Origin of the sequence: Aquabacterium sp. CECT 9606, assembly GCF_918741295.1 — a bacterium.
Lineage (GTDB): Bacteria > Pseudomonadota > Gammaproteobacteria > Burkholderiales > Burkholderiaceae_C > Aquabacterium.
Window position 1 is genome coordinate 1 of record NZ_CAKKNB010000003.1, and the last position, 25,724, is coordinate 25,724.

The following is a 25,724-nucleotide window of genomic DNA, read 5'->3' on the forward strand; positions in this document are numbered from 1 at the left end:
CGGACGCTACCGCGACTACATCGGTTGGTTGCAAGCTCAGGATGCCTCGGCCAGCCAGGCCTACTGGCGCGAACAGCTGGGGCAACTGGCCGCGCCCACGCGCCTGGTCGACGCCTTGCCCAAGAGCGAGGCAGGACAGGGCCATGGCGTGCAAAGCCGGGGCTTCGATGCCCAGGCCACGCAAGGCCTGGTGGCCTTTGCCAAGCGCGAGCGCATCACGCTCAACACCCTGGTGCAAGGCGCCTGGGCGCTGCTGCTGCAACGCTACAGCGGGCAGGAGGCCGTGGCCTTCGGAGCCACGGTGGCCGGGCGTCCCAGCGAGCTGGCCGGGGCCGAGCAGATGCTGGGCTTGTTCATCAACACCTTGCCGGTGATCTGTGCGCCCAAGGCAAGTCAGCCCGTGGGCGAGTGGCTGCGCGCGCTTCAGGCGCAGAACCTGGCCGCCCGCGAGCACGAGCACACCCCGCTGTACGAGATCCAGCGCTGGGCCGGCCTGGGCGGGCAGGGCTTGTTCGACTCCATCCTGGTATTCGAGAACTACCCCGTCGATCAGGTTCTGCGCGAGGCTTTGCCTGGTGGCTTGCACGCCACCGTGGTGGACAAGCGCGATGAGACCAGCTACCCGGTGACCTTGTCGGTGGTGCAGGACGACGCCCTTGATCTGCAACTGAGCCACGACCGTGCGCTCATCGACGACGAGGTGGCCACCCGCATCGCATCGCACTTGGTGAACCTGCTGCAAGCTTTGGTGGGGGACAGCCATGCCGCCGTCGCCTCGCTGGCTGTGCTTGATGACCATGAGCGATCGCAACTGCAATCCTGGGGCCTTAACCCCGAGCGCCATGCGGGGCTGGACCCGGTGCACCTGACGATCGCCCGCCAAGCGAGCTTGAGGCCGCAAGCCACGGCCCTGGTCTTCGAAGACCAGGTGCTGAGCCATTTCGAACTCAACCGTCGAGCCAACCGACTGGCCCACCGCCTGATCGCCCAAGGCGTGCGGCCCGAATCGCGCGTGGGCATCGCCGTGGCGCGTTCGGTGGAGATGATCGTGGGCCTGCTGGCCATCCTCAAGGCCGGCGCCACCTACGTGCCTCTGGACCCGGAGTACCCATCCGATCGCCTGGCCTACATGGTGGACGACAGCGGCTTGCAACTGGTGCTCACCCAGACCTCTTTGCTGGCCAGCCTGCCGCCCAGCGAGGTGCCCGTGCTGGCGATCGATGCACCGGCCGATGTCAGTCCCCACCACGACCACGACCCGATCGTGCCCGTGCACGGCCACCAACTGGCCTACATCATCTACACCTCCGGCTCGACCGGCCAACCCAAGGGCGTGGGCATCTCGCACCAGGCCCTGGCCGAGCACGCCCAGGTGTCCATCGGCTTCTTCGGCCTCACGCCCGAAGACCGCATGCTGCAGTTCGCCACCTTGAACTTCGACGGCTTCATCGAACAGGTCTACCCCACCTTGTGCGCCGGGGCCGCCATCGTGTTGCGCGGCCCTCAACTGTGGGACAGCGAGACCTTCTACCAAGCGCTGATCGACAAGCGCATCAGCGTGGCTGACCTGACCACCGCCTACTGGTTCCTGCTGGCCCAGGACTTCGCCCGCCAAGCCCCGCGCGACTACGGTGCCCTGCGCCAGGTGCACGCGGGCGGCGAAGCCATGCCGCCCGAAGGCCTCAAAGCCTGGCGCGACGCCGGCCTGGGCCACATCAAGCTGCTCAACACCTATGGCCCCACCGAGGCCACGGTCACCGCCACCGTGCTGGACTGCGGCCCCTATGTACGGGGCAGCTTGCCAGCGCCAGCGCAGATGCCGATTGGCAGCCCGCTGGCCGGGCGGCAGCTGCATGTGCTGGACGCCAACCTGCAGTCCGTGCCCGTGGGCGTGGCCGGCGAGCTGTGCATCGGCGGCGAACTGCTGGCGCGCGGCTACCTCAACCGACCTGGCTTGAGTGCCGAGCGCTTCGTGGCCAATCCCTTCACCGAGACGGGCGAGGAGGGCGGGCGCCTGTACCGCACCGGCGACCTGGTGCGCTGGAGCGCGCAGGGCCAGCTCGAGTACCTGGGCCGCATCGACCACCAGGTCAAGATCCGGGGCTTCCGGATCGAGCTGGGCGAGATCGAAGCGCAGTTGCTGGCCGAGCCGCAGGTGCGCGAGGCCGTCGTGGTTGCCCAAACCGCAGCCAGCGGTGCCCGCCTGCTGGCCTATGTCTCGCCGCAGGAAGGCCACAGCCTGGACAACGCCACGCTGCGCCAAAGCCTGGCCCAAGCCTTGCCCGAGTACATGGTCCCCGGTGTGATCGTGGTGCTGGAACGCTTGCCCCTGAACCCCAACGGCAAGGTCGACCGCAAGGCGCTGCCCGAGCCAGACAGGGCAGGGCACGAGGACCACTACGAGGCCCCGCAAGGCGAGGTCGAACAGGCGCTGGCCGCCATCTGGGCCGAGGTCCTGGGCATCGTCCGCGTCGGCCGGCAAGACAACTTCTTTGAGCTTGGTGGGCACTCGCTGGCGGTGCTGCAGGTTCAGGCCAAGGCCCAGGAGGCGCTGTCGACCCGGTTGCCCCTTAAAACCTATTTTGAGCAGCCTTCGCTGCAGGGCATCAGCGCGGCCCTGCACAGCCAGCGCGTCCAGGCCCAGGCCACCGAGACCGCGGACATCGACGAGATGGCGGCCCTGCTTGAATCATTGGAGTCATGAAAAAATGGACCAGAAGAAAAGACTGATTGCCGAGCGCTATGCAGCGTTGCCCAAGGCCAAGCAGAAGGATTTCCTGGAGGCGCTGCGCCGCCAGGGCGTCGATTTCGGGCTGCTGCCGATCGTCTCTGCGGGCGACCGGCAGGGCTTGCCGCTGTCGCCCGCCCAGCAACGCCAATGGTTCCTTTGGCAGCTCGATCCGCAAGGCACGGCGTACCACATTCCCGGAGCCCTGCGGCTGCAAGGCTGCCTGGACGTGGCCGCGCTTCAGGCCAGCTTCCAGGCTCTGGTGGCGCGCCACGAGTCCTTGCGGACCACCTTCCGTGCGCATGAAGATGGTTTGGCCGAGCAATGCATCGCACCCGAAAGCCAACTGAGCATTCCCTTGACCGACCTGCGCGCGGTCGCGCCCGGGCCCGCGCGGGATGCGCAGGCCCTGGCCGCCGCCATCTTAGTTAACCAGACGCCCTTCGACCTGGCGCAAGGCCCACTGCTGCGCGTGAGCCTGATCCGCCTGGCCGATGAAGAACACCTGCTGGTGGTGGTCATGCACCACATCATCTCGGACGGCTGGTCGATGCAGGTCATCGTGGACGAGTTCAGCGCCCAGTACCGGGCCCGCGTTCAGGGCCAGGTGCCGACGCTGGCGCCCCTGCCGATCCAGTATGCGGATTACGCCGTCTGGCAACGCAGTTGGCTGGAAGCCGGCGAGCAGGCCCGCCAGCTGGCTTACTGGCAAACCAAGCTGGGCAGCGAACATCCCGTGCTGCAATTGCAGACCGATCACCCTCGCCAGGCGGTGGCCAGCCACCGGGCTGCCAAGCATGGCTTCGAGTTGCCCGCGCCGCTGGTGCGTGAACTCAAGCAAACCGTGCAGGCCCAGGGTGGCACGCTGTTCATGGCCTTGCTGGCCGGCTTGCAGGCGCTGCTGCACCGCTACACCGGGCAACCCGACATCCGCGTGGGCACCTTGGTCGCCAATCGCCAGCGCCCGGAAACCGCGGGCGTCGTCGGCTTTTTCGTGAACACCCAGGTGCTCAGCACCCGTCTGCAAGCGCACCTGCCTTTGAAGGCCGTGCTCCAGCAGACCCAGGACACGGTCTTCGAAGCGCAGGCGCATCAGGACCTGCCCTTCGACACCTTGCTGGACGTGCTCAAGCCCGAGCGGGGGCTCAGCGCCAACCCCTTGTTCCAGGTGCTGATCAACCACCAGCAAGAGGACTACCAGCCCCGCCAGCAACTGCCTGGCCTCACGGCTGAAGGCTTCGATCTGGGCGCTTCCGAAACCGACTCGCGCTTCGAGCTGATGCTGGACACCATCGAGCGTCCCGACGGTGTGGTGGGTGTGCGCCTGACCTACGCCGCCGACCTGTTCGAGCCGGACACCATCAAGCGTCTGGCGGGTCACTACCAGGCCATGCTTCAGGCCCTGGCTCGGAACCCCGACGAGACCTTGGGCAATGTGCCGCTGCTCAACCAGCAAGAACAGTCGCAACTGCAAGCGTGGGGCACCAACCCCGAGCGCCATGCGGGGCTGGACCCGGTGCACCTGACGATCGCCCGCCAAGCGAGCTTGAGGCCGCAAGCCACGGCTCTGGTCTTCGAGGACCAGGTGCTCAGCCACTTCGAACTCAACCGTCGAGCCAACCGACTGGCCCACCGCCTGATCGCCCAAGGCGTGCGGCCCGAATCGCGCGTGGGCATCGCCGTGGCGCGTTCGGTGGAGATGATCGTGGGCCTGCTGGCCATCCTCAAAGCCGGTGCGACCTATGTGCCGTTGGACCCGGAGTACCCGCCCGATCGTCTGGCCTACATGGTGGACGACAGCGGCTTGCAACTGGTGCTCACCCAGACCGCTTTGCTGGCCAGCCTGCCGCCCAGCGAGGTGCCCGTGCTGGCGATCGATGCACTGGCCGATGTCAGTCCCCACCACGACCACGACCCGATCGTGCCCGTGCACGGCCACCAACTGGCCTACATCATCTACACCTCCGGCTCGACCGGCCAACCCAAGGGCGTGGGCATCTCGCACCAGGCCCTGGCCGAGCACGCCCAGGTGTCCATCGGCTTCTTCGGCCTCACGCCCGAAGACCGCATGCTGCAGTTCGCCACCTTGAACTTCGACGGCTTCATCGAACAGGTCTACCCCACCTTGTGCGCCGGGGCCGCCATCGTGTTGCGCGGCCCTCAACTGTGGGACAGCGAGACCTTCTACCAAGCGCTGATCGACAAGCGCATCAGCGTGGCCGACCTGACCACCGCCTACTGGTTCCTGCTGGCCCAGGACTTCGCCCGCCAAGCCCCGCGAGATTACGGTGCCCTGCGCCAGGTGCACGCGGGCGGCGAAGCCATGCCGCCCGAAGGCCTCAAAGCCTGGCGCGACGCCGGCCTGGGCCACATCAAGCTGCTCAACACCTATGGCCCCACCGAGGCCACGGTCACCGCCACCGTGCTGGACTGCGGCCCCTATGTACGGGGCAGCTTGCCAGCGCCAGCGCAGATGCCGATTGGCAGCCCGCTGGCCGGGCGGCAGCTGCATGTGCTGGACGCCAACCTGCAGTCCGTGCCCGTGGGCGTGGCCGGCGAGCTGTGCATCGGCGGCGAACTGCTGGCGCGCGGCTACCTCAACCGACCGGGCTTGAGTGCCGAGCGCTTCGTGGCCAACCCATTCACCGAGACGGGCGAGGAGGGCGGGCGCCTGTACCGCACCGGCGACCTGGTGCGCTGGAGCGCGCAGGGCCAGCTCGAGTACCTGGGCCGCATCGACCACCAGGTCAAGATCCGGGGCTTCCGGATCGAGCTGGGCGAGATCGAAGCGCAGTTGCTGGCCGAGCCGCAGGTGCGCGAGGCCGTCGTGGTTGCCCAAACCGCAGCCAGCGGTGCCCGCCTGCTGGCCTATGTCTCGCCTCAGGAAGGCCACAGCCTGGACAACGCCACGCTGCGCCAAAGCCTGGCCCGAGCCTTGCCCGAGTACATGGTCCCTGGTGTGATCGTGGTGCTGGAGCGCTTGCCCCTGAACCCCAACGGCAAGGTCGACCGCAAGGCGCTGCCCGAGCCGGACAGGGCAGGGTACGAGGACCACTACGAGGCCCCGCAAGGCGAGGTCGAGCAGACCCTGGCTGCCATCTGGGCCGAGGTCCTGGGCATCGCCCGCGTCGGCCGGCAAGACAACTTCTTCGAGCTTGGCGGCGACTCCATCCTCAGCCTGCAAATCGTGGCCAAAGCGCGCCGCGCCGGCTGGCAGCTCACGCCCCGGCAGATGTTCGAACGCCAGCGCATCATCGACCTGGCCCAGGTGGTGCAGCGCGAAGAGGATCAAGCGCACGCGTCAGTGGCACATCAGGCCACGCCCCGCGCCATCGGCCGCCTGAGCGACCACCTGTCTGCCGAACTCATCCAGCGACTCGCCTTGAGCGAGGCCGACATCGAAGACGCCTATCCGCTGTCGCCCACGCAAGAGGGCATGCTTTTCCACACCATCGAGTCGGCCGGTTCGGGCCTGTACGTCAACCAGCGCAGCCTGGACGTGCAAGGCCTGGACCCTCGGCGCCTGGAATCCGCTTGGCGCGCGATGGTGCAGCGCCATCCCATCCTGCGCACGGCTTTCATCTGGCAGCCCGGCATGGAGCGGGCCGTCCAGATCGTGCGCCGCAGGGCCGATGCCGCCATCACGTCCCTCACCCAACTGGACTGGCGTGGCCAGGCCGACGTGCCCGCACGCTTGGCTGCCCTGGCCGACGAAGAACTCAAGCGCGGCTTCGACCTGCTGGCCCCGCCACTGTCGCGGGTCACCCTGGTCCGCCTGGACGAAAACCGCCACCAGCTGATCTGGACTGAGCACCACATGCTGCTGGACGGCTGGGGCGAGGCCCGCCTGATGGGTGAGTGGCTGCAAAGCTATGCCGGCGAAGCCTTGCCCGACGCCGGCCCAGGCTATGGTGACTATGTTCGCTGGCTCCAGGCGCAGGACGCGTCCGCCACCGAAGCCTTCTGGCGCCACACCTTGCGCGACGCCGAAGGCGCCACGCTGCTGGCCGAGGCCGCCCGCGCCCCGCAGGGCGCCACGGGCTACGGCAAGATCTACTCGCGGCTGTCGGCCGCCCAGACCCAGGCCCTGAAAGCCTTCGCTAGACAAGCACGCGTGACCATCAACACCGTGGTTCAGGCCGCCTGGGCCTTGAGCCTGCAGCGTTTCACCGGCAAAAGCACGGTGGTGTTCGGCGCCACGGTGGCGGGCCGCCCGCCCAGCCTGAATGGCTCGCAGGACATGCTGGGCCTGTTCATCAACACCATCCCGGTGCCCGTGCGGCACCGCGCGTCGCAGCCCCTGGGCGAGCATCTGCGTGAACTGCAGACCCTCAACCTGCAGTTGCGCGAGTACGAACACACGGCCCTGGCCGACATCCAGCGCTGGCAAGGCTCGTCCGGCCGGCCGCTGTTCGACAGCATCCTCGTGTTCGAGAACCACCCCATCGCCGAAGCGCTGCTCGACACCGAACGCCTGGGCTTGCGCTTCGGCGAGGTGGCCACCCAGTCGCTGACCGGCTACGCCATGGACCTGCAGGTCATGGTGCAGGACACCCTGGAGATCGAGTACTGCTACAGCAAGCGCGAGTTGCCCGACAGCATGGCCACGGACTTGCGTGCCCAGATGGAAAGCCTGCTGGCACAGTTTGCGCACGATGGCGAGCAACGCCGCCTGGGCGAACTGGCCTGGCTGCCGCGCGAGGAACAGCAGGCCTTGCTGGCCCTGGGCTGCGATGCCCAGGCCAGACCTGCTGTGCCGTCGCCTGCCCAGCGCCTGGTCCACCAGCACATCGAACACCATGCCGCCACCCGGCCCGAGGACATCGCCTTGCGCATGGGCGAGGCGACCATGAGTTACGCCGAGCTGAACGCACGCGCCAACCACCTGGCTCACCAATTGCGCCAGCAAGGCGTGACCTGGGAGCACCGCGTCGGCGTCGCGCTCGACCGTTCCTTCGACATGATCGTGGCCCTGCTGGCCGTGCTCAAGGCCGGCGCGGCCTATGTGCCCATGGACCCCGACTACCCGGTCGATCGTCTGGCCTTCATGGTCCAGGACAGCGGACTGTCGCTGCTGATCACGCAGACCAGCGTGCTGCCCAAGCTGAAGCTGCCCGCCCACGTGCGGGTCCTGACCCTGGACACCCTGAGCCTCGCTGGCCATCCCGAGACCAATCCCGATGTGCCCGTGGGCTTGCGCAGTCTCGCCTACGTGATCTACACCTCAGGCTCCACCGGACTGCCCAAGGGTGTGGCCGTCGAACACGGCCCGCTGGCCATGCACTGCCGTGCCACGGGCGAGATCTATGGCATGGGCCCGCAGTCCTGCGAATTGCTGTTCATGTCCTTCTCCTTCGACGGTGCCCACGAACGCTGGCTCACGGCCTTGACCATGGGATCCTCGCTGGTCCTGCGCGACCCCGAGCTGTGGACCGCGGAGCAAACCTACCGCGTGCTGCAGCGCCATGGTGTCAGCCACGTCGCCTTCCCGCCGGCCTACCTGGGCCAACTGGCAGAGTGGGCCGTGGGGCGTGATGACGTGCTGCCCATCGAGGTGCTGGTCTTTGGTGGCGAAGCCATGCCCAAGGCTTCCTACGACCTGGTGCGCCAGACCTTGCGGCCGCGCTTCATGCTGAACGGCTACGGTCCCACCGAAACCGTGGTGACCCCGCTGATCTGGAAGGCCCCCGCCAGCCAGGCCATCGACTGCGCCTACGCGCCCATCGGCAGGCCGGTCGGCAGCCGCGACGCCTACGTGCTCGACGATGAACTGCGCCTGGTGCCCATCGGCACCGTGGGCGAGCTGTACATCGGCGGCCAAGGCCTGGCCCGCGGCTACTTGCACCGTCCTGGTTTGAGCGCCGAGCGCTTCGTGGCCGATCCTTTCGGCGAAGGGGGCGGGCGCCTGTACCGCACCGGCGACCTGGTGCGCTGGCTGGGCGACGGCAACGTCGAGTACGTTGGTCGCGCCGACCAGCAGGTCAAGATCCGGGGCTTTCGCATCGAACTGGGCGAGGTCATCGCCCGTGTGCGGGCCTGTCAGGGCGTGCAGGAGGCCACGGTCACGGTGCACGAGGCCGACACTGGCCGAAGCCTGGTGGCCTACGTGGTGGCAGCCCTTGGCACCGATACCGCTTTGATGCCCGGGCGCATCAAACAGGAATTGGGAGAATCCTTGCCGGCCTACATGGTGCCGTCGCACGTGCTCGTCATCGCCCAGATGCCGGTGCTGCCCAGCGGCAAGCTCGACCGAGCGGCATTGCCCGCGCCTGGTCAGACCGACCAGTTTGTCAACAGGCATGTGGCGCCGCGCAATGCCACCGAGCAACGGCTGGCCGACATCTGGGCCCAGGTGCTGCGCACCGAGCGTGTAGGCATCACTGACAACTTCTTTGAGCTGGGGGGCGATTCCATCCTCAGCCTGCAAGTGGTTTCCAAGGTTCGCAACGCTGCATTGGGCTTCGAGCTGCGCCTGCGTGATCTGATGCGCCACCAGACCATCGCGGCCCTGGTCGAAAAGCTCCAGCCGAACATCCACCTGCCGACGCAGGCCGTGTCCGCCTTGCCCGATGGGCAGTTGGTCTTGACGCCTGGCCAGGCCCGATTTTTCGCGCAGCAGCATCCTCAGCCGCACCATTTCAACCAGGGGGTGCTGCTGAAGCTCGACCGCCCAATGGACCTCCACGCGCTGGCTCAGGCGCTGGGCATGCTGTCGCGCCACCACGATGCTTTGAACTTGCGCTTCCAGCGAGGGGACGATGGCAACTGGACAGCCAGCCTGGCCGACCCGCATGGCTTCGCGGCTCCACTGTGGTCACGCCAGGCCTCCGGTCCTGCTGACATCGAGGCCCTGTGCCAGGCCGCACATGGCAGCCTGGACCTGGCACAAGGCCCGCTCTGGCGCGTGCTGCACATCACCTTGCCTGACGGCAGCGCGCGCCTGTTCATGGCGGCACACCACCTGGTCAGCGATGCCATCTCAGGCCGCATCCTGCTGGAAGACCTGCAACAAGCCTACCGGTCGCTGGGTGATGGCCGCCCAGTGGCCTTGCCGGTCGCCACGGCCAGCTTCCAGGCGTGGTCGGCGCAGTTGCTGGCCATGGCGCAATCCCCTGCCTTGATGCAAGAGATGCCCTTCTGGGAGGCGCAAACAGACGAGGCCACCGAGGTGCCCTGTGACCATCCCGCGCCAGCCAATCTGAACCGCGATGCGCACGTGGCCACACGCCTGCTCGATGCGCGATTCACAGACCGATTGCGTCAACAGGCCACTGCCGTCCACGGCACGGGTATCGACACGCTCCTGCTGTCGGCCCTTGGCCGCGCCATCCACCGCTGGACCCACCTGCCCAAGCTGGTGATTGACGTTGAGGGCCATGGCCGCGAAAGCGATGTCGCCCAACTGGACCTGAGCCGCACCGTGGGCTGGTTCACCAGCATCTACCCGGTCAAGCTTGCTGTGGGGCAAGCCGACGCCCGCGACACGGTCAGTGCGGTTCACACCCTTTTGCGGCAGGTGCCCAACCAAGGCATCGGCCATGGTGTGCTGCGCCACCTGGGCAGCCAGCAGGTGCGGGAGCGACTGGCGAGCACAACTGCCAGCGTGGCCTTCAGCTACCTGGGCCGCGCTGGCGGACAGGCCGACCTGGGGGAATTGGCGTCAGAGTTCAGCGGACAGCCCTGGAGCGATCAGGCCCCTTTGAGCCATCGTTTGCAATTCATCGTCAGCATTGATGAAGAGAGCCGGCTGTCTTGGCGCTGCCGCTTCAGCCAGGCGCTGTATGAGGTTGGAACAGTCGAACGCCTGCTTGATCAATGCCTGGATGAACTGGGGGCGATCATCGTCAGCCAGTCACGGCCTTGCGTTCAAGCTGCTGTGTGATGATGAAAAGCGCTGGCCAGCGCCTGAGCAATGTCCGCTCGCACCTGATCGGCTTCGTCCACGATGTTGCCCAGTCGGGCGAAGTCATGGACCATGCCTTCATAGACCTTGAGCTGCACGGTCACGTCTTCGTGCCGCAGCCGATCCGCGTATGCCAAGCCTTCGTCCAGCAGCGGATCATGGTCGGCCAAGGCGATGAATGCCGGTGCCACCCCACGAAGGTCGGTGGCCTGAAGGGGGGCGAAACGCCAGTCAGTGCGGTCCTCGTTGCTGCGCAAATAGTTGGCGTACATCCAGCGCAGGGTCGTCGCTTCCAGCAGGTGGCCAGTGGCGAAGCGCTGGTGTGAAGCGCTGTCCTGGTGGCCGAGGGTGCAAGGGTACAGCAGCACCTGAAGGCAAGGCTGCTCGGCCCCGGTTTCGCGCGTGGCGATGGTCAAGGCGGTGGCCAAGGTGCCACCCGCACTGTCACCACCCACCGCGATGCGCCGCGTGTCCAGGCCATGCGATGGGCCTTGGGATTGCAACCACCGCAAGGCATCCTCGGCATCGTGGAAGGCCACCGGAAAGCGGTGCTCCGGTGCCAGCCGGTAGTCCACGGCCAGCACCGCGCAGGGCGTGTTCACGGCGATCGCCGCACACAGCGAGTCGTGGGATTCAAGCCCACCGACGGTGTAGCCGCCGCCGTGGAAGTACAGCAGAACGGGCAGGGCTGCCGCGCCAACCGGTTTGGTCTTGTACAAGCGTGCCTTGATCAAGGCGCCATCACGGCAAGGCAAGGTCAGGTTCTGCACGCTGTCCGGCGCGGCGCCTGGTGCGTCCAGCGCCAGGGTTGATGCATTGTAGTCAGCTCGTGCTTGCGCGACGCCCACCTGGTTCATCGCGGGACGATCGCCCGAATTGACCAACTCCAGAAATGCTTCCAAGTCAGGGTGAAGCGCCATTGCTGCCTACTACCAGTTATAGGCCAGTGAAGCCCGCAGCACGCGGCCTTGTCCATAGAACTGAGCGCGGTTGGCCACGTAGGCCTTGTCTGTCAGGTTAGCGGCATTCAAGGCCAGGGTGATCGGGCCTGTCTTGTAGTGGATTGCCGCATCGATCACGGTGTAGGACGGGTTGTAGTACGCCACATCGCCGTCATACGCCGCCAGGACCTTGTCCACATAGCGAACGCCACCACCAATGCTCAAGCCCCCTAGCACGCTGCCCGAGAACTTGTAGTCCAACCAGACCTTGGCCGTGTTGCGAGTGGTCTGGTCCAGTTGGTGGCCCACGTCCCCATTGTTGCTGCGGCTGACCTTGGGAACCAGGTATGTGTAGCTGGCGATCAAGTCCAACTGGCGGCCCAGCGAGGTGGATCCTTCCAACTCCAGGCCTTTGACGTGAACTTCTCCGGTTTGAATCACCGCATCCGCAGTGTCGTTCGGATCATCGGTTGTGACGTTTTGCTTCTTCAGGTCAAACACCGAGGCGGTGAGAAGCAGGTCGGTGCCGCGAGGCTGGTACTTCACGCCGAGTTCGATCTGTTGACCTGATTCAGGTTTGAGGTGCTCGCCCGAGACGGTGCGGTCAAACACATTGCCGGGCTCGAACGAGGTCGAATAGCTGGCGTAGGGGGAGATCCCATTGTCCCAGGTGCGCAAAACGCCAAGGTTGTAAGTGGTCTTGGCATTCTTGTTCTCATAGACATCGCCATCGCTATAAAACGTGGCGGTGCGATCATGGCGCAGGCCCACGTTCATGGCCCAGGCCCCAAGGCGCATCTGGTCCTGCGCATACAGCCCGGCTTGACGCAGCTTGCTGGTATTCGGGTTGGTCACGATGGGGTCCACCGCGAGGCCATAGACCGGGTTGTAAACGTTCAGAATCGGCGCGTTGCCAAATCCGAGGTCTTCGATGCCTGTGAAACGTTGGGTGTCCAGGCCCAGCAGGATCTTTTGTTTAAAGATGCCCCAGTTCAGGCTCACCTCTGCCTGGTTGTCCACCGTCAGCGCGCGCCCCTTGGTGCGAGAAAGCAAGCTGCCACGCACGATGTCCGTCATGTCCGAGTTTGTCCATGAATCACCATACAAATGCTGGTAATTCAGCCTGAAATCCGAGTAGCGGACATTCTGGCGCACGGTCCACGTTTCATTGAACTTGTGCTCAATCAGGTAGCCCAATGAAGCCATGTCACGGTTGTAATGATCAAAGCCGGGCTCACCCGCAAAACGGTTGACGGGAATTTTTGGATTTGACTGAATCAGGGCCAGCGTTGGCCACCAACTTTTTGGGGTTGCCCGATCACGGGTCACGTCGGCCAGCACAGTCACCGAAGTTTGCGCCGACGGACGCCACGACAGGGACGGAGCCAGGAACACGCGGTTGTCCTGGCTGTAGTCGGTCTGCGTCTTGCTGTCGCGCACCAATCCATTGATACGGAACAACAAAGTGCCATCTTGATCAAACTTGCCGCCCAGATCGAAACTCGCCTCGTAGCGGTCGTGATTGCCCACCGACATGCCGATCTCGTTGATTTGATCAACCTGAGGGCGCTTGCTCACCTGGTTGACGATGCCGCCAGGTGCGCCCTGGCCGTAAAGCACCGATGCAGGACCCTTGAGCACTTCAACCCGCTCCAGGCCTTGAGGATCTGCCTGCCAGTCGCCAAAGCTACCAGATGCGAAGGTACGCATACCGTCACGGTATACCGTTGGTGCAAAGCCGCGAACCACCATTGACTGGTAGCGTAGGTCGTAGCCCGTGACCTCTGTCATCACGCCTGCTGTGTAGCGCAGCGCCTGCTCGGCGGTCTGTACACCCTGTGCCTTCATCTGGTTCCGGGTGACCACGGAAATCGATTGCGGTGTTTCGCTGATCAGCGAATCGGTCTTGGTGCCTGAGGCGCTGCGCTTGGCCACATAGCCATTCACCGGACCCGTAGCGGTTTCCGCATCCCTTTTGCCTGTCACGGTTACCTCTGGCAGCCTGGCATCCACCTTGTCAGACGCCTCCTGCGCGCGAACTCCGGACCCGAAAGCCAGTCCGATCAGGGTGCTTTGAACCAACAAAAAACCAAGATTCCGCCTGGGCAGGGAGGAGGAAGACAATGCCTTGAAACGACGTGAATGCAACATGATGTAAATACAAACGAGAATGATTCTTGTTAATAACTATAGCTCAGGCTTGTTGTGTCGCTTGCACGCGAAGGCCACCCTGAAGCCAACAACGCATCGCCGATCTCACCTGTCCTCGAGGCCGTCACCGACAGCAGCGTGTCGCTCAAGCCGTGGCTGGATTCGCAGGCGCCCTGCAAAAACACGGATGGCAGGAAGTTGGCATGGCTCCGCAAGCGGTACTGGCGGTCCACCTTGAAGTCGTCCAGCCATGGCGCGATGGGGGCCAGCAGGGTCTTGTGGCGATCTCGCGCATAACCTGTCGCCAACACCACGGCGTCATAAGTCACGCTGCTTTCGCGTTGGGCATTCATGTCCACCAAGGTCATGTGGATGCCTTCTTCAGAAGCGCGCGCGCTCATCACCTCGTGGCGCCGCAGGAAGCGATGGCGCTCAATGCCCGTCACCCTTTGTTGGTAGAAGACATCGAAGATCTTCTCGATCAAGGCCAGGTCAGGGGCCGCGTAATTGGTGTGCCAGAACTCGTCCAGCAAGGCGGCGCGTTCCTGGTCCGGACGGCTGTAGACGAAGTCGATGAAATCGGCATTGAAGATCTCGTTGACGAAGGGGCTGTCGTCCGAAGGCTTGATCGAGCGTGCCCGCATGATCAGGTCGACCTGGGGGCCGTTGGGCCGCCCATGCAGGTCCATGAAAATCTCCGAGGCACTTTGGCCCGCGCCCACCACGGCGATGCGTTGGGCCTTGGGGTGGCGTGCGATTTCCTGCAGATAGTTGCTGGAATGGAAGACGCGCCCGTCGTGCCTCAAGTGGGCGAAGCAGGCGGGGACATTGGGCATGCCGCCCACGCTGACCACCAGGTTGCGGGTCAGGCGTTCATGCACGACCTGGTGGCTGTCGCGCGAACGCACGCGCAGCAAGGCGACATCGTTGCCACGCCGCTCGGGCAGCACTTCGAACACATCTTCTCCGTAGGCGCAGGCACCTTCGAACTGCGCAGCTGCCCACGACAGGTAGTCGCTGAACTCCTGGCGGCTCGGGAAAAAGGTCTTCAGGTTGATGAAGTCCTGCAGGCGGCGCTTTTGGTGCAGGTAGTTCAGGAAGGTGAAGCGGCTGGCGGGGTTGCGCAGCGTGGCCAGGTCCTTGAGGAAGGAGATCTGCATGTGCGCGCCATCCAGCAGCATGTTCTTGTGCCACGCAAAGCTGGGTTGTTTCTCGATGAACAGGGCATCGACGGGCTCGCCCGCCTCGCGCTTTTCTTCTAGCGCGATGGCCAGCGCGATGTTGGACGGGCCGAAGCCAATGCCGATCAGGTCATGGATTTGCATGGTGTTGTCCTCGGTGGGTGGGCGTGGATCAGGGCTGCGGAATCCACAGTGCTTCGTTGAAAAAGCGTTCGCGCAGCAACATCCCCAACATCGCCCGCTTGTGCGGGAAGTCGAAAGCCTTCAGGTGGGCGTAACCGCAGCGCCCCAGGCTGTGGATCATTTTCTGGTTGTCGATGCGCGGCTCGATGACGATGCGCTGGGTGCGGCAATCGTCCAGAAAAAGGTGGTGCGAAATGGAGGGCATCCAGGCCGTCAGGAATGGTTTGCCACGAAAGCGGGCCTCGCCCACCAGGGCATGCCAGCCGCGGTCGAAGTCGGCCACGTCGTAGTACGGCGCGATGCGGTCTTCCTTGGCCCAGTACACCTCGAAGTAGCCGAAAGGCTCGCCATCGAAGCAGCCGATCAGCCCGGTCACCCGCGGGTCGGCCTGGATGGCTTCCAGGTAGGCGCGGTGCTTGGCCAGGTCGCCTTCTTCTTCCCAGAAACGGGAGACCTCCGGGTCGTTCATCCAGCGGTGGAAGAGCGGCAGGTCCTGCGCGATGTCGATGGTGCGCAGCGACAAGGTCTGGTCCAGCCAGGGGATGTGCCGTTGATAGACGGTCCCGCTGGGCTTGGGCGCACGGCGTGGATGGCGGCGGCCTTGCGTCAGCGTGTATTGCAGGGGGCAGGAATCGGCGCTGAGCGCGTGCCAGAGGCGGGGTATTTGCCACAGCGCCTCGCGGGCCACGCTGGCCCGGCCTTCGCCGCCAGGCACGATGGTGCCCGACCGCAACAGCGGCACAGGCCAGGGCAGGGTGGAACCCAGTTGCACATGGGCATGCCCAGGGTGGTGCATGAACGCGGCCTCCAGCGCCGCCAGCCAGTGGGTGTCGCCGGGAGGCGCCGCTTGCAAGTCCTCGGCTTCCAGCCAGAGCGCTTCGCCTTGCGCGCGCAGGGCCCATCGGCTCAGCCGGGCATCGCCGGGTGGGCCAATCAAAAGGGCTTGCCCGTCGCGCACCACTTTCAGCGCCAGTCCGTCCGGACGTGACACGAACGAACCCCAGTTGCGCAGGGGCAGGGTCGATTCGATGGGCATGGCGTTTCCTCGCGGTTTGGCTTGAAGGTGGGAAGGTGGCAGACGCCGCCCTCCGTGTGATCAAGACGAACCAGGCTTGCAAATGTTCAGTTGAATTCCTGCGCTGCCAAAACGTCTGAGTGGCAAGGGGGCAGCAGACAAACACTGGAGACTGCATGCAACGCAAGTTCGGAATGGCCTTGGCGGCCCTGGCCCTGTTGGCGTCATCCGGCCACGCAGCCGCCGCCAAGCAAGCCCTGGAGGTTCGCCGCACGACCGATGGCATCGCGCACGTGCGCGCAGGCAACTGGCGCGACCTTGGCTTTGGCGTGGGCCATGCGCAGGCACAGGATGCCCTTTGCACATTGGGGGAGGCCTTCGTGACTTTCGAAGGCCGGCGATCCCAATTTTTTGGCCCGCAGGCACGCCCCGACAGGCCGTCCACGTTTGGCCAGGCCAGGAACCTCGATCTGGACTTTTTCTTTCTGGCTTTTGCGGATGCCGCGCTGGTGGCGCGCTACCGACAAGCGCAGACGGCCGAGTTCGATGCGCTGATGGAAGGCTTTGCGCAGGGCTACAACCGCTACCTCGATGAAGTCCAGTGGCAAACCCGACCGTCCGCCGCGCGCCGGCATGTTTGCTCGCAGGCGCCCTGGCTGCGCCACATCACGGCCGACGATCTTTATCGGCGACTTTATGCAACCCATCTGGCCGCGGGCTATGCGCGCTTCATCCCCGAGATCGTGAACGCTCGCCCCCCAGTCAGCAACGACCTGCCTGCGCCACCTGCCAGTGAGGCTGGGATGGCCGATCTGCAGGCCAAGCTGGCCCGCGGTGTGGGCGATCAGGATGGCCTGGGCAGCAACATGATCGCCTTGGGCCGCCAAGCCACAGGCGAAAACGGCGCGGTGCTGCTGGGCAACCCGCACTGGTATTGGGGTGGCCCCGACCGCTACTACCAGATGCACCTCACCATCCCGGGGCAACTCAATGTGGCCGGTGTGTCCTTCCTGGGCATACCGGTGGTCATGATCGGCTTCAACGCGCAGATCGCCTGGAGCCACACGGTGTCCAGGGCCCGCCGATTTGGCCTGTTCGAGCTGAAGCTTGATCCGCAAAATCCCACGCGCTACGAGGTGGACGGCGCCTTCGAGCCCATGCGTCCAACCGTGTTGACCGTGACTTGGCAGGACGAACGTGGCGCAACCCTGTCTGCCTCGCGCACCTTGTACCGCACACGTTTCGGGCCGGTGCTGGATTTGGGCGACCGCGCACCAGCCTTCGGCTGGAGCCACGCTCGTGCACTGGCCATCCGCGACATCAATGCCGACAACTTCCGCATCTACCGCAACTTCATGGATTGGGGGCGGGCCCGTTCACTGGATGATTTCATCGCCATCCAGCGGCGCGATGCCGCCATGCCTTGGGTGAACACCGCCGCCATTGGCCGTGGCGACGGGCGTGTCTGGTACAGCGAGATCGGCGCCGTGCCCCATGTGCTTGACGCATGGCGGGCCGGCTGCGCCTCGCCATTGAGCCAAGCCTTCGGGGCGGCCGATATGTTGACGCCCGTGTTGGATGGCCGCCGCTCAAGCTGCGACTGGCCGAGCGATCCGGGCGCAACGCAAGCCGGTGCCCTGCCCGCCAGCGCCATGCCGACCTTGCTGCGTGAAGACTACGTGGCCAACATGAACGACAGCCACTGGCTCGTCAATGCACGCCAGCCCTTGGAAGGCTATCCCCTGGTGATGGGCGCGGAGCGGCAGGCCCTGAGCCTGCGCGGGCAACTGGGCCACGAGATGGCCTTGTCACTGCTGAAGCCCGATGGCGGTCCCCGGTCCGCGCAGGCCCTGGGTCGGCGGTTGATGCGGCAAGCGCTGGTCCCGCGCGCTCATTCGGCGGAACGCTTCAAGCGACCACTGCTTGAGCAGGTTTGCCAAGCGCCCACCGCGCCGAACCTGGTGGTCGCCTGCGGCACCCTGCGACGCTGGCCTGACACCGCCCAGGCCCACGACCGTGGCGCCTTGTTGTGGGATGCCTTCTGGGCCAGGCTGGAGGACAGCATCCCCGCCGATGAGTTCTACCGCAGACCCTTCTCGGCCAAGGCCCCCCTGGACACGCCGGGCTTGCCGAATGCTGGTGACCCGCGTGTGGCCCGGGCCCTGTCCGACACCGTGGCCGACTTCGCCCGCCGCGGCTGGCCCCTGGATGCGCCCGTGGTCGAGCAACGCCATGTGGATGCCCGGGGCGGCACCTTGCCGCTTTATGGTGGATGCCATGAGGCCGGCTATTTCGTGATCGCCTGCAAGGAGCCGGGCGCGCTCTCGATGGGCCCCCAAGTCCAGGCCAACAGCTATCTGCAAGTCGTGCACTTCGGGCCGCGGGGCGTTCACGCGCACACCCTGCTGGCCCATGGTCAGCAGGAGTCGGCGCTGACCCCGCAAGGCGCAGGCGCGGGGCCGGTGGCACGCTACGCGCGTCAGGCATGGCTTCGCTTTCCTTTTCGTGAAGCCGACATCGCCCGCGACCCGGCCTTCACTCGGGAGGTGCTGCGTCCTTGAGCTTGCGGTATTGCGGTGCCAAGGGGCAGGCGCCGCAATAGCCTTCATCTGGCAGCAGGTAGTACAGGCAGCATTGCTGGTGCAGGGTGATGCGTTCAGTCTGGCCTTTGTCGATGTGGATGACCTGGCGCTGCACGCCCTGCAAAGGATTGCGCGCATGGCCTGGCCAGCTCGGGCAGTGCAGCAAGTGTGCGAGGTCTTCGGCGATGTGCGGCGCCTGGCCCGTGAGGATCAGCGCCTCATCGAGGACCGATTCGATGTGGCGCGCGGCATTGCCCCACAGGATCTTGGCGGGCACCCGCGCTTGGCGGTTCAGTGCCGTCACCAATGGCAGAAGATGGGTCCAGACCAGGGGGGCAAACCGCGTGGCCGCGTCCGTGCCGGGCCAGGGGTGTCCTTCGTCCAGAATGTGAAACCGCAGGGGCTCGCCGTCTTCGTCCAGGCTCAGCCACATCCGTGCCGGATCCACGGGGAAGCCGTGTTGCAGCACGCTGGCGGCTGCCACGACCGGTGGCAGCAGTGCCCACAGGTAGCTCAGGCTCCAGGCCGAGGCCACGGCCCGCATCTCCGTGCTGCGCCAACGTCGGGCATGGCGGGCCAGGATGTCGGCGAGCAGCTCGGGCTGGGTCAGCAGGTCGGCCACCTTCACGGCACCGTCCGGTGGGCGAGGAGCGCAGTCCAGTGTCTCGCCCAGAGGGGCCCATTCACCCTGGAACAGGGGTTCGAGCAAAGCGATCATCGGCGTTTTGGCGCAGGGCTTTCATCCATGCGGTTCAAGACGATCCAGCCCGCCAGGATTTCAACCGCTGAACATCCGGCAGGCTGGATCGTCTGCCCTGAGTGCCCCATTTCTTCAGCTTCTGCCGAGGTGCTCCTTGCTGACTTACCTGATCAAGCAATCCCGCCGCTTACTGCTGGCCGCCGCGCTGGCCAGCGTGGTGACCGGCGTGTGCAGTGTCTTGCTCGTGGCCCAGATCAACGCCACGCTGACCGCCTTGCCAGCCGAGCGCAGCACTTTGGCCTGGACCTTCGCGGGCGTGGCAGTGCTGGCCATGCTCAGCCAGATGGTCTCGTCCGTGCTGTTCGAGCGCCTCAGCCAACGCGCCCATGCCGAGATGAGGCGTTTCATCTCATCACGTGTCATCGGTGCCGACTACCGCCGGCTGGAGGAGATCGGCGCGGCCAAGGTGCAATCGGCCTTGTCCGAGCACAGCACGCGCGTGGCTGAATTCTTCGTCAGCGCGCCCACCATCCTGGTCAACGCGGTCATCGTCGTCGGGTGTCTGTTCTACATGGCGTGGTTGTCGTGGCAGGTTTTCGCAGCCGCCATGGTCGTGATCGGTCTGGGTTCCATGGGTTACCACTTGGCCCACCTGCGGGCCATCACGCACCTGGACACCGCCTCGAAAGAGCAGGATCACCTGTTTGGCCATTTCCGCTCGCTGGTCGAGGGGGCCAAGGAGTTGCGCCTGAACCGTGACAAGCGGCGGATGTTCTCGGACGAGGTGTTGGGCCGGTCCATCGAGACCGTGCGGCACCAGCGCACCGTGGGCATGTCGATCTTCGTGATCTCAGGCAGTTGGGGTAATTTCCTGATCTATGCCTTCATCGGCCTGGTGCTGTTCGTGCTGGTGGGCGATGTGCCCGACCGCGTCCGCGTCATGACCGGGTTCGCGCTGGTCTTCCTCTACATGGTGACGCCGCTGGAGTCTCTTTTGCTCAACTTGCCGCGCGCCAACCTGGCCCGTGCATCGGCCGACCGCATCGACGAAATCACCAAGGACATGCCCAGCGCCGAAGCGCATGGCGCGCCCTTGCCAGAACTCGAGATGGGCAGCATCGTTCTGAAGGGGGTGCGTCACCGCTACTATCACGAGGTCAGTGACGACATGTTTTCGCTGGGGCCCATCGACCTGGCATTCGAGCCCGGGCAAATCACCTTCCTGGTCGGTGGCAACGGCAGCGGGAAGACGTCGTTGGCCAAGCTGCTGGCGGGGCTGTACGTGCCAGAGGAAGGCCACATCCTGTTCAATGGCGTGCCCGTGGTCCATGAAACCCGCGACCGCTACCGCCAGGCCTTCTCGGCTATTTTTTCCGACTTCCATCTTTTCGACCGCCTGCTCGATGCGTCCAGCCCCGAGGCCGATGCCCGCGGCAACCGCCTGATCGAGCGCCTGCACCTGCAGCACAAGGTGCAGGTGCGCGATGGTGCCTTCACCACGCAGGCCCTGTCACAAGGGCAGCGCAAGCGCCTGGCGCTGGTGGTGGCCTGCCTTGAAGACCGTCCCTTCCTGCTTTTCGACGAGTGGGCCGCCGACCAGGATCCGGTGTTCAAGGAGGTGTTTTATGGCGAGGTCTTGCCTGAACTGAAGGCCATGGGCAAGACGGTGCTGGTGATCTCGCACGATGACCGCTACTTCCACCTGGCTGATCGGTTGGTGCGCATGGAAAACGGCCAGGTCATGTCGGTCGAAAGCCCCATAGGCGCTCATTCAAACCGCCATCCCCAGGTCAAATTGGCGAGTTGAAGAGTCCCGTTTGTCGGGATGCTCATGTTCCGGGCATGGAAAAGCAGACTTGTCCGAAGATCCAGGGGGGCTCAGGCCTCAAACCTTACCTGTGCTTGTTAACATCGCGGCCATGTGGCGAATGAAGCAGTTGAAGAGCAATACGACCATGAAGTCGGTCATTGGTGGCGGCAGCTCATGCGCATAGCCGTGCTGGACGATGACCAGGACCACCGCGACCTGGTGCTGCAGATCATCGAGCGGGCCGGGCACGATGGCGTTGCCTTTCCAGAAGGCGCATCGCTGCTGCGTCAGCTCCAGCGTGATGTGTTTGATTTGTTGATCGTGGACTGGCAGATGCCGGGGATGTCTGGCGTTGAAGTGGTCCGCTGGGTGCGCGCCAACGTGCAGGACCGCCTGCCGGTGCTGTTCGTGACGCAGCGTGACGAGGAGCGGGACGTGGTCGAGGCGCTGGCCTGCGGTGCCGACGACTACATGAGCAAGCCTGTGCGGGTGCATGAACTGCTGGCCCGCGTGACTGCCTTGCTGCGTCGCAGCTACCCATCTTCCGAAGCGAAACAATTGGTGCTGGGCCGCTACCGCTTGGACCTGGCGCGGCGCGCGGCCTTCTACGGTATGCAGATGATCGACCTCAAACCGCGTGAGTTTGAGCTGGCGCACTGCCTGTTCATGCAGCCGGGACGGCTGTTGTCGCGTGACTATCTGTTGCAGACCGTGTGGGGGCTGGCCAGCCATGTGCCCTCGCGCACGCTGGACACGCACATGTCGTCCCTGCGCGCGAAGCTGGCCCTGCGAAGCGAGCGTGGCGTGCGGCTGACGGCGGTGTATGGTCTGGGGTACCGGCTGGAAGAGACCAAGGCGCTGCTGCAAGGCTGCGACGACCAGCAGGCAGCACCGGACGCGGGAGCGGCGCGATGCGCGTGAGGCACCGGCACATGTTCGCGGCCACCTTGGTGCTGTGCTGGCTGGTGCCAGCCACTGCCGAGGACATGGCCATGCACCAGGTTCAGCCAGGCGACACGCTCATTGGGATGTCAGAGCGCTTGTTGGAGAACCCCTCGCAATGGCGGGCAGTGGCGACGCTGAACGGGGTGACCAACCCCCGGCGCTTGCAGCCTGGCAAGCACTTGCGCATTCCGGTGTCGCTGCTCAAGGGACAGGTGCGTCCGGCCACCGTGCTCTACGCTCGGGGTCAAGTGGGGCGGACTTCGGGTGATCTGCCTGCGCGGCCTGTCGCAATCGGCGATGTGTTGGACGAGGGGGAGGTGATCAGCGTGGGCCCCGACAGCTACGCCAGCCTGCGCCTGCAAGACGGCTCGCAGGTGCACGTGCAGGCAGGCACGGTGGTTCGACTGGACCGCTTGCGAAAGGTGGCGGAGTCGGGCCGCTCCAGCACCTCGCTCGGTCTCCAGCGCGGGCGCGTGGACACGCAGGTGGCACCGCAGCGAGGCGGCTCGCGCTTCGATGTGCGCACGCCGCTGGCGGTGGCTGGCGTGCGCGGCACGCGCTTCGGCGTGACAGTGGATGACACCGGCATGCTGGCCTTGTCCGATGTCGTGGAAGGACGGGTGGCGGTGCAGGCCCTGGAGGCAAAAGCTCTGGCGGCCCAAGTGTCCGCCGGACAGGGTGCGGTGGTGCGGCGAGCCAGGCCGGCGCTGGCCGTGCGGTCCTTGCTGCCCCCGGCCGGGGTGTCTGCGCTGCCTGCCTTGCAGCAGCGTTTGCCTTGGCCGCTGGCCTGGCCGGTCGTGCCGGGCGCAAAGGCCTACCGCGTGCAACTGGCCGAAGACGAATCGCTGACCCGTGTCGTGCGGAGCCGCGAGGTGGCATCGCCCGCCATGCTGATCGATGGCGTGCCGGACGGGGACTATGTGCTCAGCATCCGGGCGGTCGATCCCGATGGTTTGGTGGGGCGCGAAGCGATCCACCACGTGCGCTTGAAAACCCAACCTGTGCCACCGCTGGCCCAGACGCCGGGCCCCGAAGAGGCCGTGGTCGCCGGGCCCGTGAGCCTCGTGTGCACGGATGTGCCAGGAGTCGTCGGTTACCGCTGGCAACTCCAGCGTGGCGAAGGTGCCTGGGGCAGCGACCTTGTGTCGCATGCGGTGCGAGAGCACTCCGCGCCGAGCCATTGTGCCTGGACGGTGGATGCGGCCGAGCCCGGCCTCTACCGCTGGCGCGTGGCCAGCCAGGTGCAGCGCCCGGACGGTTCACTGGACGAGGGCCCCTTCGGTGACGAAGCGCGTTTTGTGGCCGTGACCAGGCCCGAGCAGCCCGTGCCGACCGTCGAGGTGGGAGACCAGGTCCGAGTGCATTGGCAAGGCGCGCCTGGCATCCGTTTCGACGTTCAACTGTCTCCTGATCCCACTTTCAAGCAAGACGTGCAGACGCAAACGGTGACCTCGCCCGAGGTGCAGTGGCCCATGCCTTCCGGGTGCCGCCCGTCTTACCTGAGGTTGAGGGCGGTGTCGCCGGAAGGCATCGCCTCGGCCTTCTCGCCGGCCAGACTGCTCCACGGCGAAGCCGGGGTGTGCAGCGGTGACGGACAGCCCGTGATGAGCGGCCACGGCACGCGACTGCAACACGGGAGCCCCTGATTGCGGTGGCTGGCCATGCTGCTGTTGGGCATCGCGCTGCTGCTGGGCTGGACGGACGGGCGCGGTCGGCTTGAAAGCGCGGCCATCGACCAATTGGCGAGCTTGAACGGGCGGCCGGCGCCCGACGACATCCTGATCGTGGCCATCGACGAGCCCAGCTTGGCGGCGCTGGGGCGCTGGCCCTGGCGACGCACAGTGCATGCCGCCTTGCTGGACCGCTTGGCCCAGGCTGGCGTGCGCGGTGTGGGTTTGGACGTGATCCTGTCCGAGCCGGACCGCGAGCACCCCCAGGACGATGCCTTGCTCGCCGAGGCAATGCGGGCCGGTCCCCCCGTCGTGCTGCCGGTGATCATGGCCATGGGGCCCAGCGGTGCGCCTCAAGCCGCCGGGCCAGTACCGGTGCTGGCCGCCTCCGCGAAAGCCTTGGGGCACATCCACGTCGAACTGGACGCGGACGGCGTGGCGCGCAGCGTCTTCCTCAAAGAGGGAGGGCCGGGCCGTTGGTGGGACCACTTCGCGCTGGCCTTGCTGGGCGTGGCCGGCCAGTCGCCGTCCGCTGCGGATCTGCCCGGACAGCGGCGTCCGCCCAAGGCAGGCTCGGGCTGGCTGCGAGACCACTGGATGCAAATCCCTTACGCCGGGCCGCCGGGCCATTTCAGGAGCGTGTCCTATGTGGATGTGCTGGAGGGCCGTGTGCCGGCCGCCATGTTGCGCGGCCAGCTGGCGCTGGTGGGCGCAACGGCGGTGGGCCTGGGTGATGCTTATCCCACACCCATGGCCAGCCACGATGCGCTGATGCCAGGCGTCGAGGTGTCGGCCAATGTGGCTGATTCACTGAGACAAGGGCTGACACTGCGGCGGGCCGAGTCCTGGGAGAACGCCGCCGTCGCGGTGCTGATGACCGGGTTGCTGTTGCTCGGATTGCGGCGCTTGTCGCCATGGCAGGGGCTGTGTCTGGTGGTAGCGGCCATGGCCGCCACGGCCGGGCTCACTTGGCTGGCCCTGCGCCTGGCTGGGGTGCAGCTGTCGCCCCTGCCGTTGCTCGGCGCATTGGCGCTGGTCTACCCGCTGTGGAGCTGGCGGCGCCTGGAAGCGGCCCGCTTGCAAGAAGCGCTGCGGCGCGAGCAGGAAGCAGTGTGGCGCTTCATCGCCCATGACATGCGCGCGCCCCAGTCCGCCATCGTGGCCTTGGTGCGGCGTTGGCGGGCTTCGGGTGAGGCCTTGGATGGAGAACTGATGTCCCGCGTGGAAGCCCATGCCCAGCGCAGCTTGACGCTGGCGGACGACCACGTGCAGCTGGCCCGTGCCCGCCATGGTGGCGCCCAGGAGCCGCTGGATCTGCGCGATGTGGTAGCCGATGCCGTGGACCAGCAATGGCCGCTGGCCGAGGCCCAAAGTGTCCGTCTGACCTGCGAACTGCCCGATGACGAGGCGGTTGTGAGGGGCGACCGCGCCTTGCTGGTCCGCGCGCTGGTCAACCTGTTGAGCAATGCGTTGAGGTTCACGCCGGAGGGCGGCACCGTGCGTTGCGCGCTGTCACCACAGGGCCAGGACTGGGAGATGCGCGTGAGCGACGAAGGGCCCGGCGTGCCACCCGAGTTGCGGCCTCGCCTGTTCCAGCCTTTTGCCCAGGCCATGGCTGTTGCCAACGAGCCCGACCGGGCCGCGGTGCAGGCGGCGTCCGGCGCCGGCCTGGGCCTGGTGTTCGTGCGGACGGTGGCCGAACGCCATGGCGGCCGGGCCGATCTGGACAGTGGCCCACGCACCAGCGCCGATCTTGGCGCCGCGTTTTTCATCCGCCTGCCCCGCGCCTGACCGCTTTCCCCGCATCCGCGGTGGATGCTTTGTCAACGATTGTCAACTCGCTGGCGCCGCCTGCGCCTCGTCCCTAGAGTCCGCACGCGGTGAGAGGCCGGGTGCATGCACCTTTGCGCGCCAT

General features: G+C 65.7%; 12 protein-coding genes. 7 read left to right on the forward strand and 5 right to left on the reverse strand.

The annotated features are described in order from the left end of the window. Both LQ232_RS12770 and LQ232_RS12775 read left to right on the forward strand, forming a co-directional pair. On the forward strand, positions 1 to 2,704 hold a 2,704-nt coding region (locus LQ232_RS12770), incomplete at its 5' end, for a non-ribosomal peptide synthetase (protein WP_230180733.1). A 4-nt stretch (positions 2,705 to 2,708) separates the two neighbouring features. Then, positions 2,709 to 10,610, forward strand: coding sequence for a non-ribosomal peptide synthetase (locus LQ232_RS12775; RefSeq protein ID WP_230180734.1), 7,902 nt, complete (start codon positions 2,709 to 2,711; stop codon positions 10,608 to 10,610). On the opposite strand, the gene LQ232_RS12780 is transcribed toward LQ232_RS12775, so the two are convergent. The 4 genes from LQ232_RS12780 to LQ232_RS12795 form a co-directional block, all read right to left on the reverse strand. Further along, complete coding sequence (locus LQ232_RS12780; protein WP_230180735.1) at positions 10,595 to 11,551, reverse strand: alpha/beta hydrolase; 957 nt, start codon at positions 11,549 to 11,551, stop codon at positions 10,595 to 10,597. The genes LQ232_RS12775 and LQ232_RS12780 overlap by 16 nt on opposite strands. A 9-nt stretch (positions 11,552 to 11,560) precedes the next feature. Further along, positions 11,561 to 13,558, reverse strand: a complete 1,998-nt coding sequence (locus LQ232_RS12785; protein ID WP_230180736.1) for a TonB-dependent siderophore receptor — start codon at positions 13,556 to 13,558, stop codon at positions 11,561 to 11,563. A 194-nt stretch (positions 13,559 to 13,752) separates the two neighbouring features. Beyond that, positions 13,753 to 15,048: a lysine N(6)-hydroxylase/L-ornithine N(5)-oxygenase family protein gene (locus LQ232_RS12790; protein ID WP_230180737.1), complete on the reverse strand. Its 1,296-nt coding sequence runs from the start codon at positions 15,046 to 15,048 to the stop codon at positions 13,753 to 13,755. Between the two features lie 28 nt (positions 15,049 to 15,076). After that, positions 15,077 to 16,123, reverse strand: coding sequence for a GNAT family N-acetyltransferase (locus LQ232_RS12795; protein WP_230180738.1), 1,047 nt, complete (start codon positions 16,121 to 16,123; stop codon positions 15,077 to 15,079). A gap of 155 nt (positions 16,124 to 16,278) precedes the next feature. Here LQ232_RS12795 and LQ232_RS12800 point away from each other — a divergent pair, with 155 nt between their 5' ends. Continuing rightward, positions 16,279 to 18,663 (forward strand): penicillin acylase family protein, encoded by a 2,385-nt coding sequence (locus LQ232_RS12800; protein WP_230180739.1) that lies wholly within the window; start codon positions 16,279 to 16,281, stop codon positions 18,661 to 18,663. On the opposite strand, the gene fhuF is transcribed toward LQ232_RS12800, so the two are convergent. Further along, positions 18,638 to 19,402, reverse strand: coding sequence for a siderophore-iron reductase FhuF (gene fhuF / locus LQ232_RS12805; protein ID WP_230180740.1), 765 nt, complete (start codon positions 19,400 to 19,402; stop codon positions 18,638 to 18,640). The genes LQ232_RS12800 and fhuF overlap by 26 nt on opposite strands. Before the next feature lie 136 nt (positions 19,403 to 19,538). On the opposite strand from fhuF, the gene LQ232_RS12810 reads away from it, so the two are divergent. The 4 genes from LQ232_RS12810 (at position 19,539) to LQ232_RS12825 (ending at position 25,600) form a co-directional block, all read left to right on the forward strand. After that, positions 19,539 to 21,191 carry a cyclic peptide export ABC transporter gene (locus LQ232_RS12810; protein ID WP_230180741.1) on the forward strand — a complete coding sequence of 551 codons (1,653 nt, stop codon included), beginning with the start codon at positions 19,539 to 19,541 and terminating at the stop codon, positions 21,189 to 21,191. Between the two features lie 177 nt (positions 21,192 to 21,368). Next, positions 21,369 to 22,115 (forward strand): response regulator transcription factor, encoded by a 747-nt coding sequence (locus tag LQ232_RS12815; protein WP_230180742.1) that lies wholly within the window; start codon positions 21,369 to 21,371, stop codon positions 22,113 to 22,115. Then, on the forward strand, positions 22,106 to 23,785 hold the full coding sequence (locus tag LQ232_RS12820) for a FecR domain-containing protein (RefSeq protein WP_230180743.1): 1,680 nt from the start codon (positions 22,106 to 22,108) through the stop codon (positions 23,783 to 23,785). The genes LQ232_RS12815 and LQ232_RS12820 overlap by 10 nt, the downstream gene beginning before the upstream one ends. After that, on the forward strand, positions 23,786 to 25,600 hold the full coding sequence (locus LQ232_RS12825) for a CHASE2 and HATPase_c domain-containing protein (protein WP_230180744.1): 1,815 nt from the start codon (positions 23,786 to 23,788) through the stop codon (positions 25,598 to 25,600). Positions 25,601 to 25,724 lie beyond the last annotated feature (124 nt).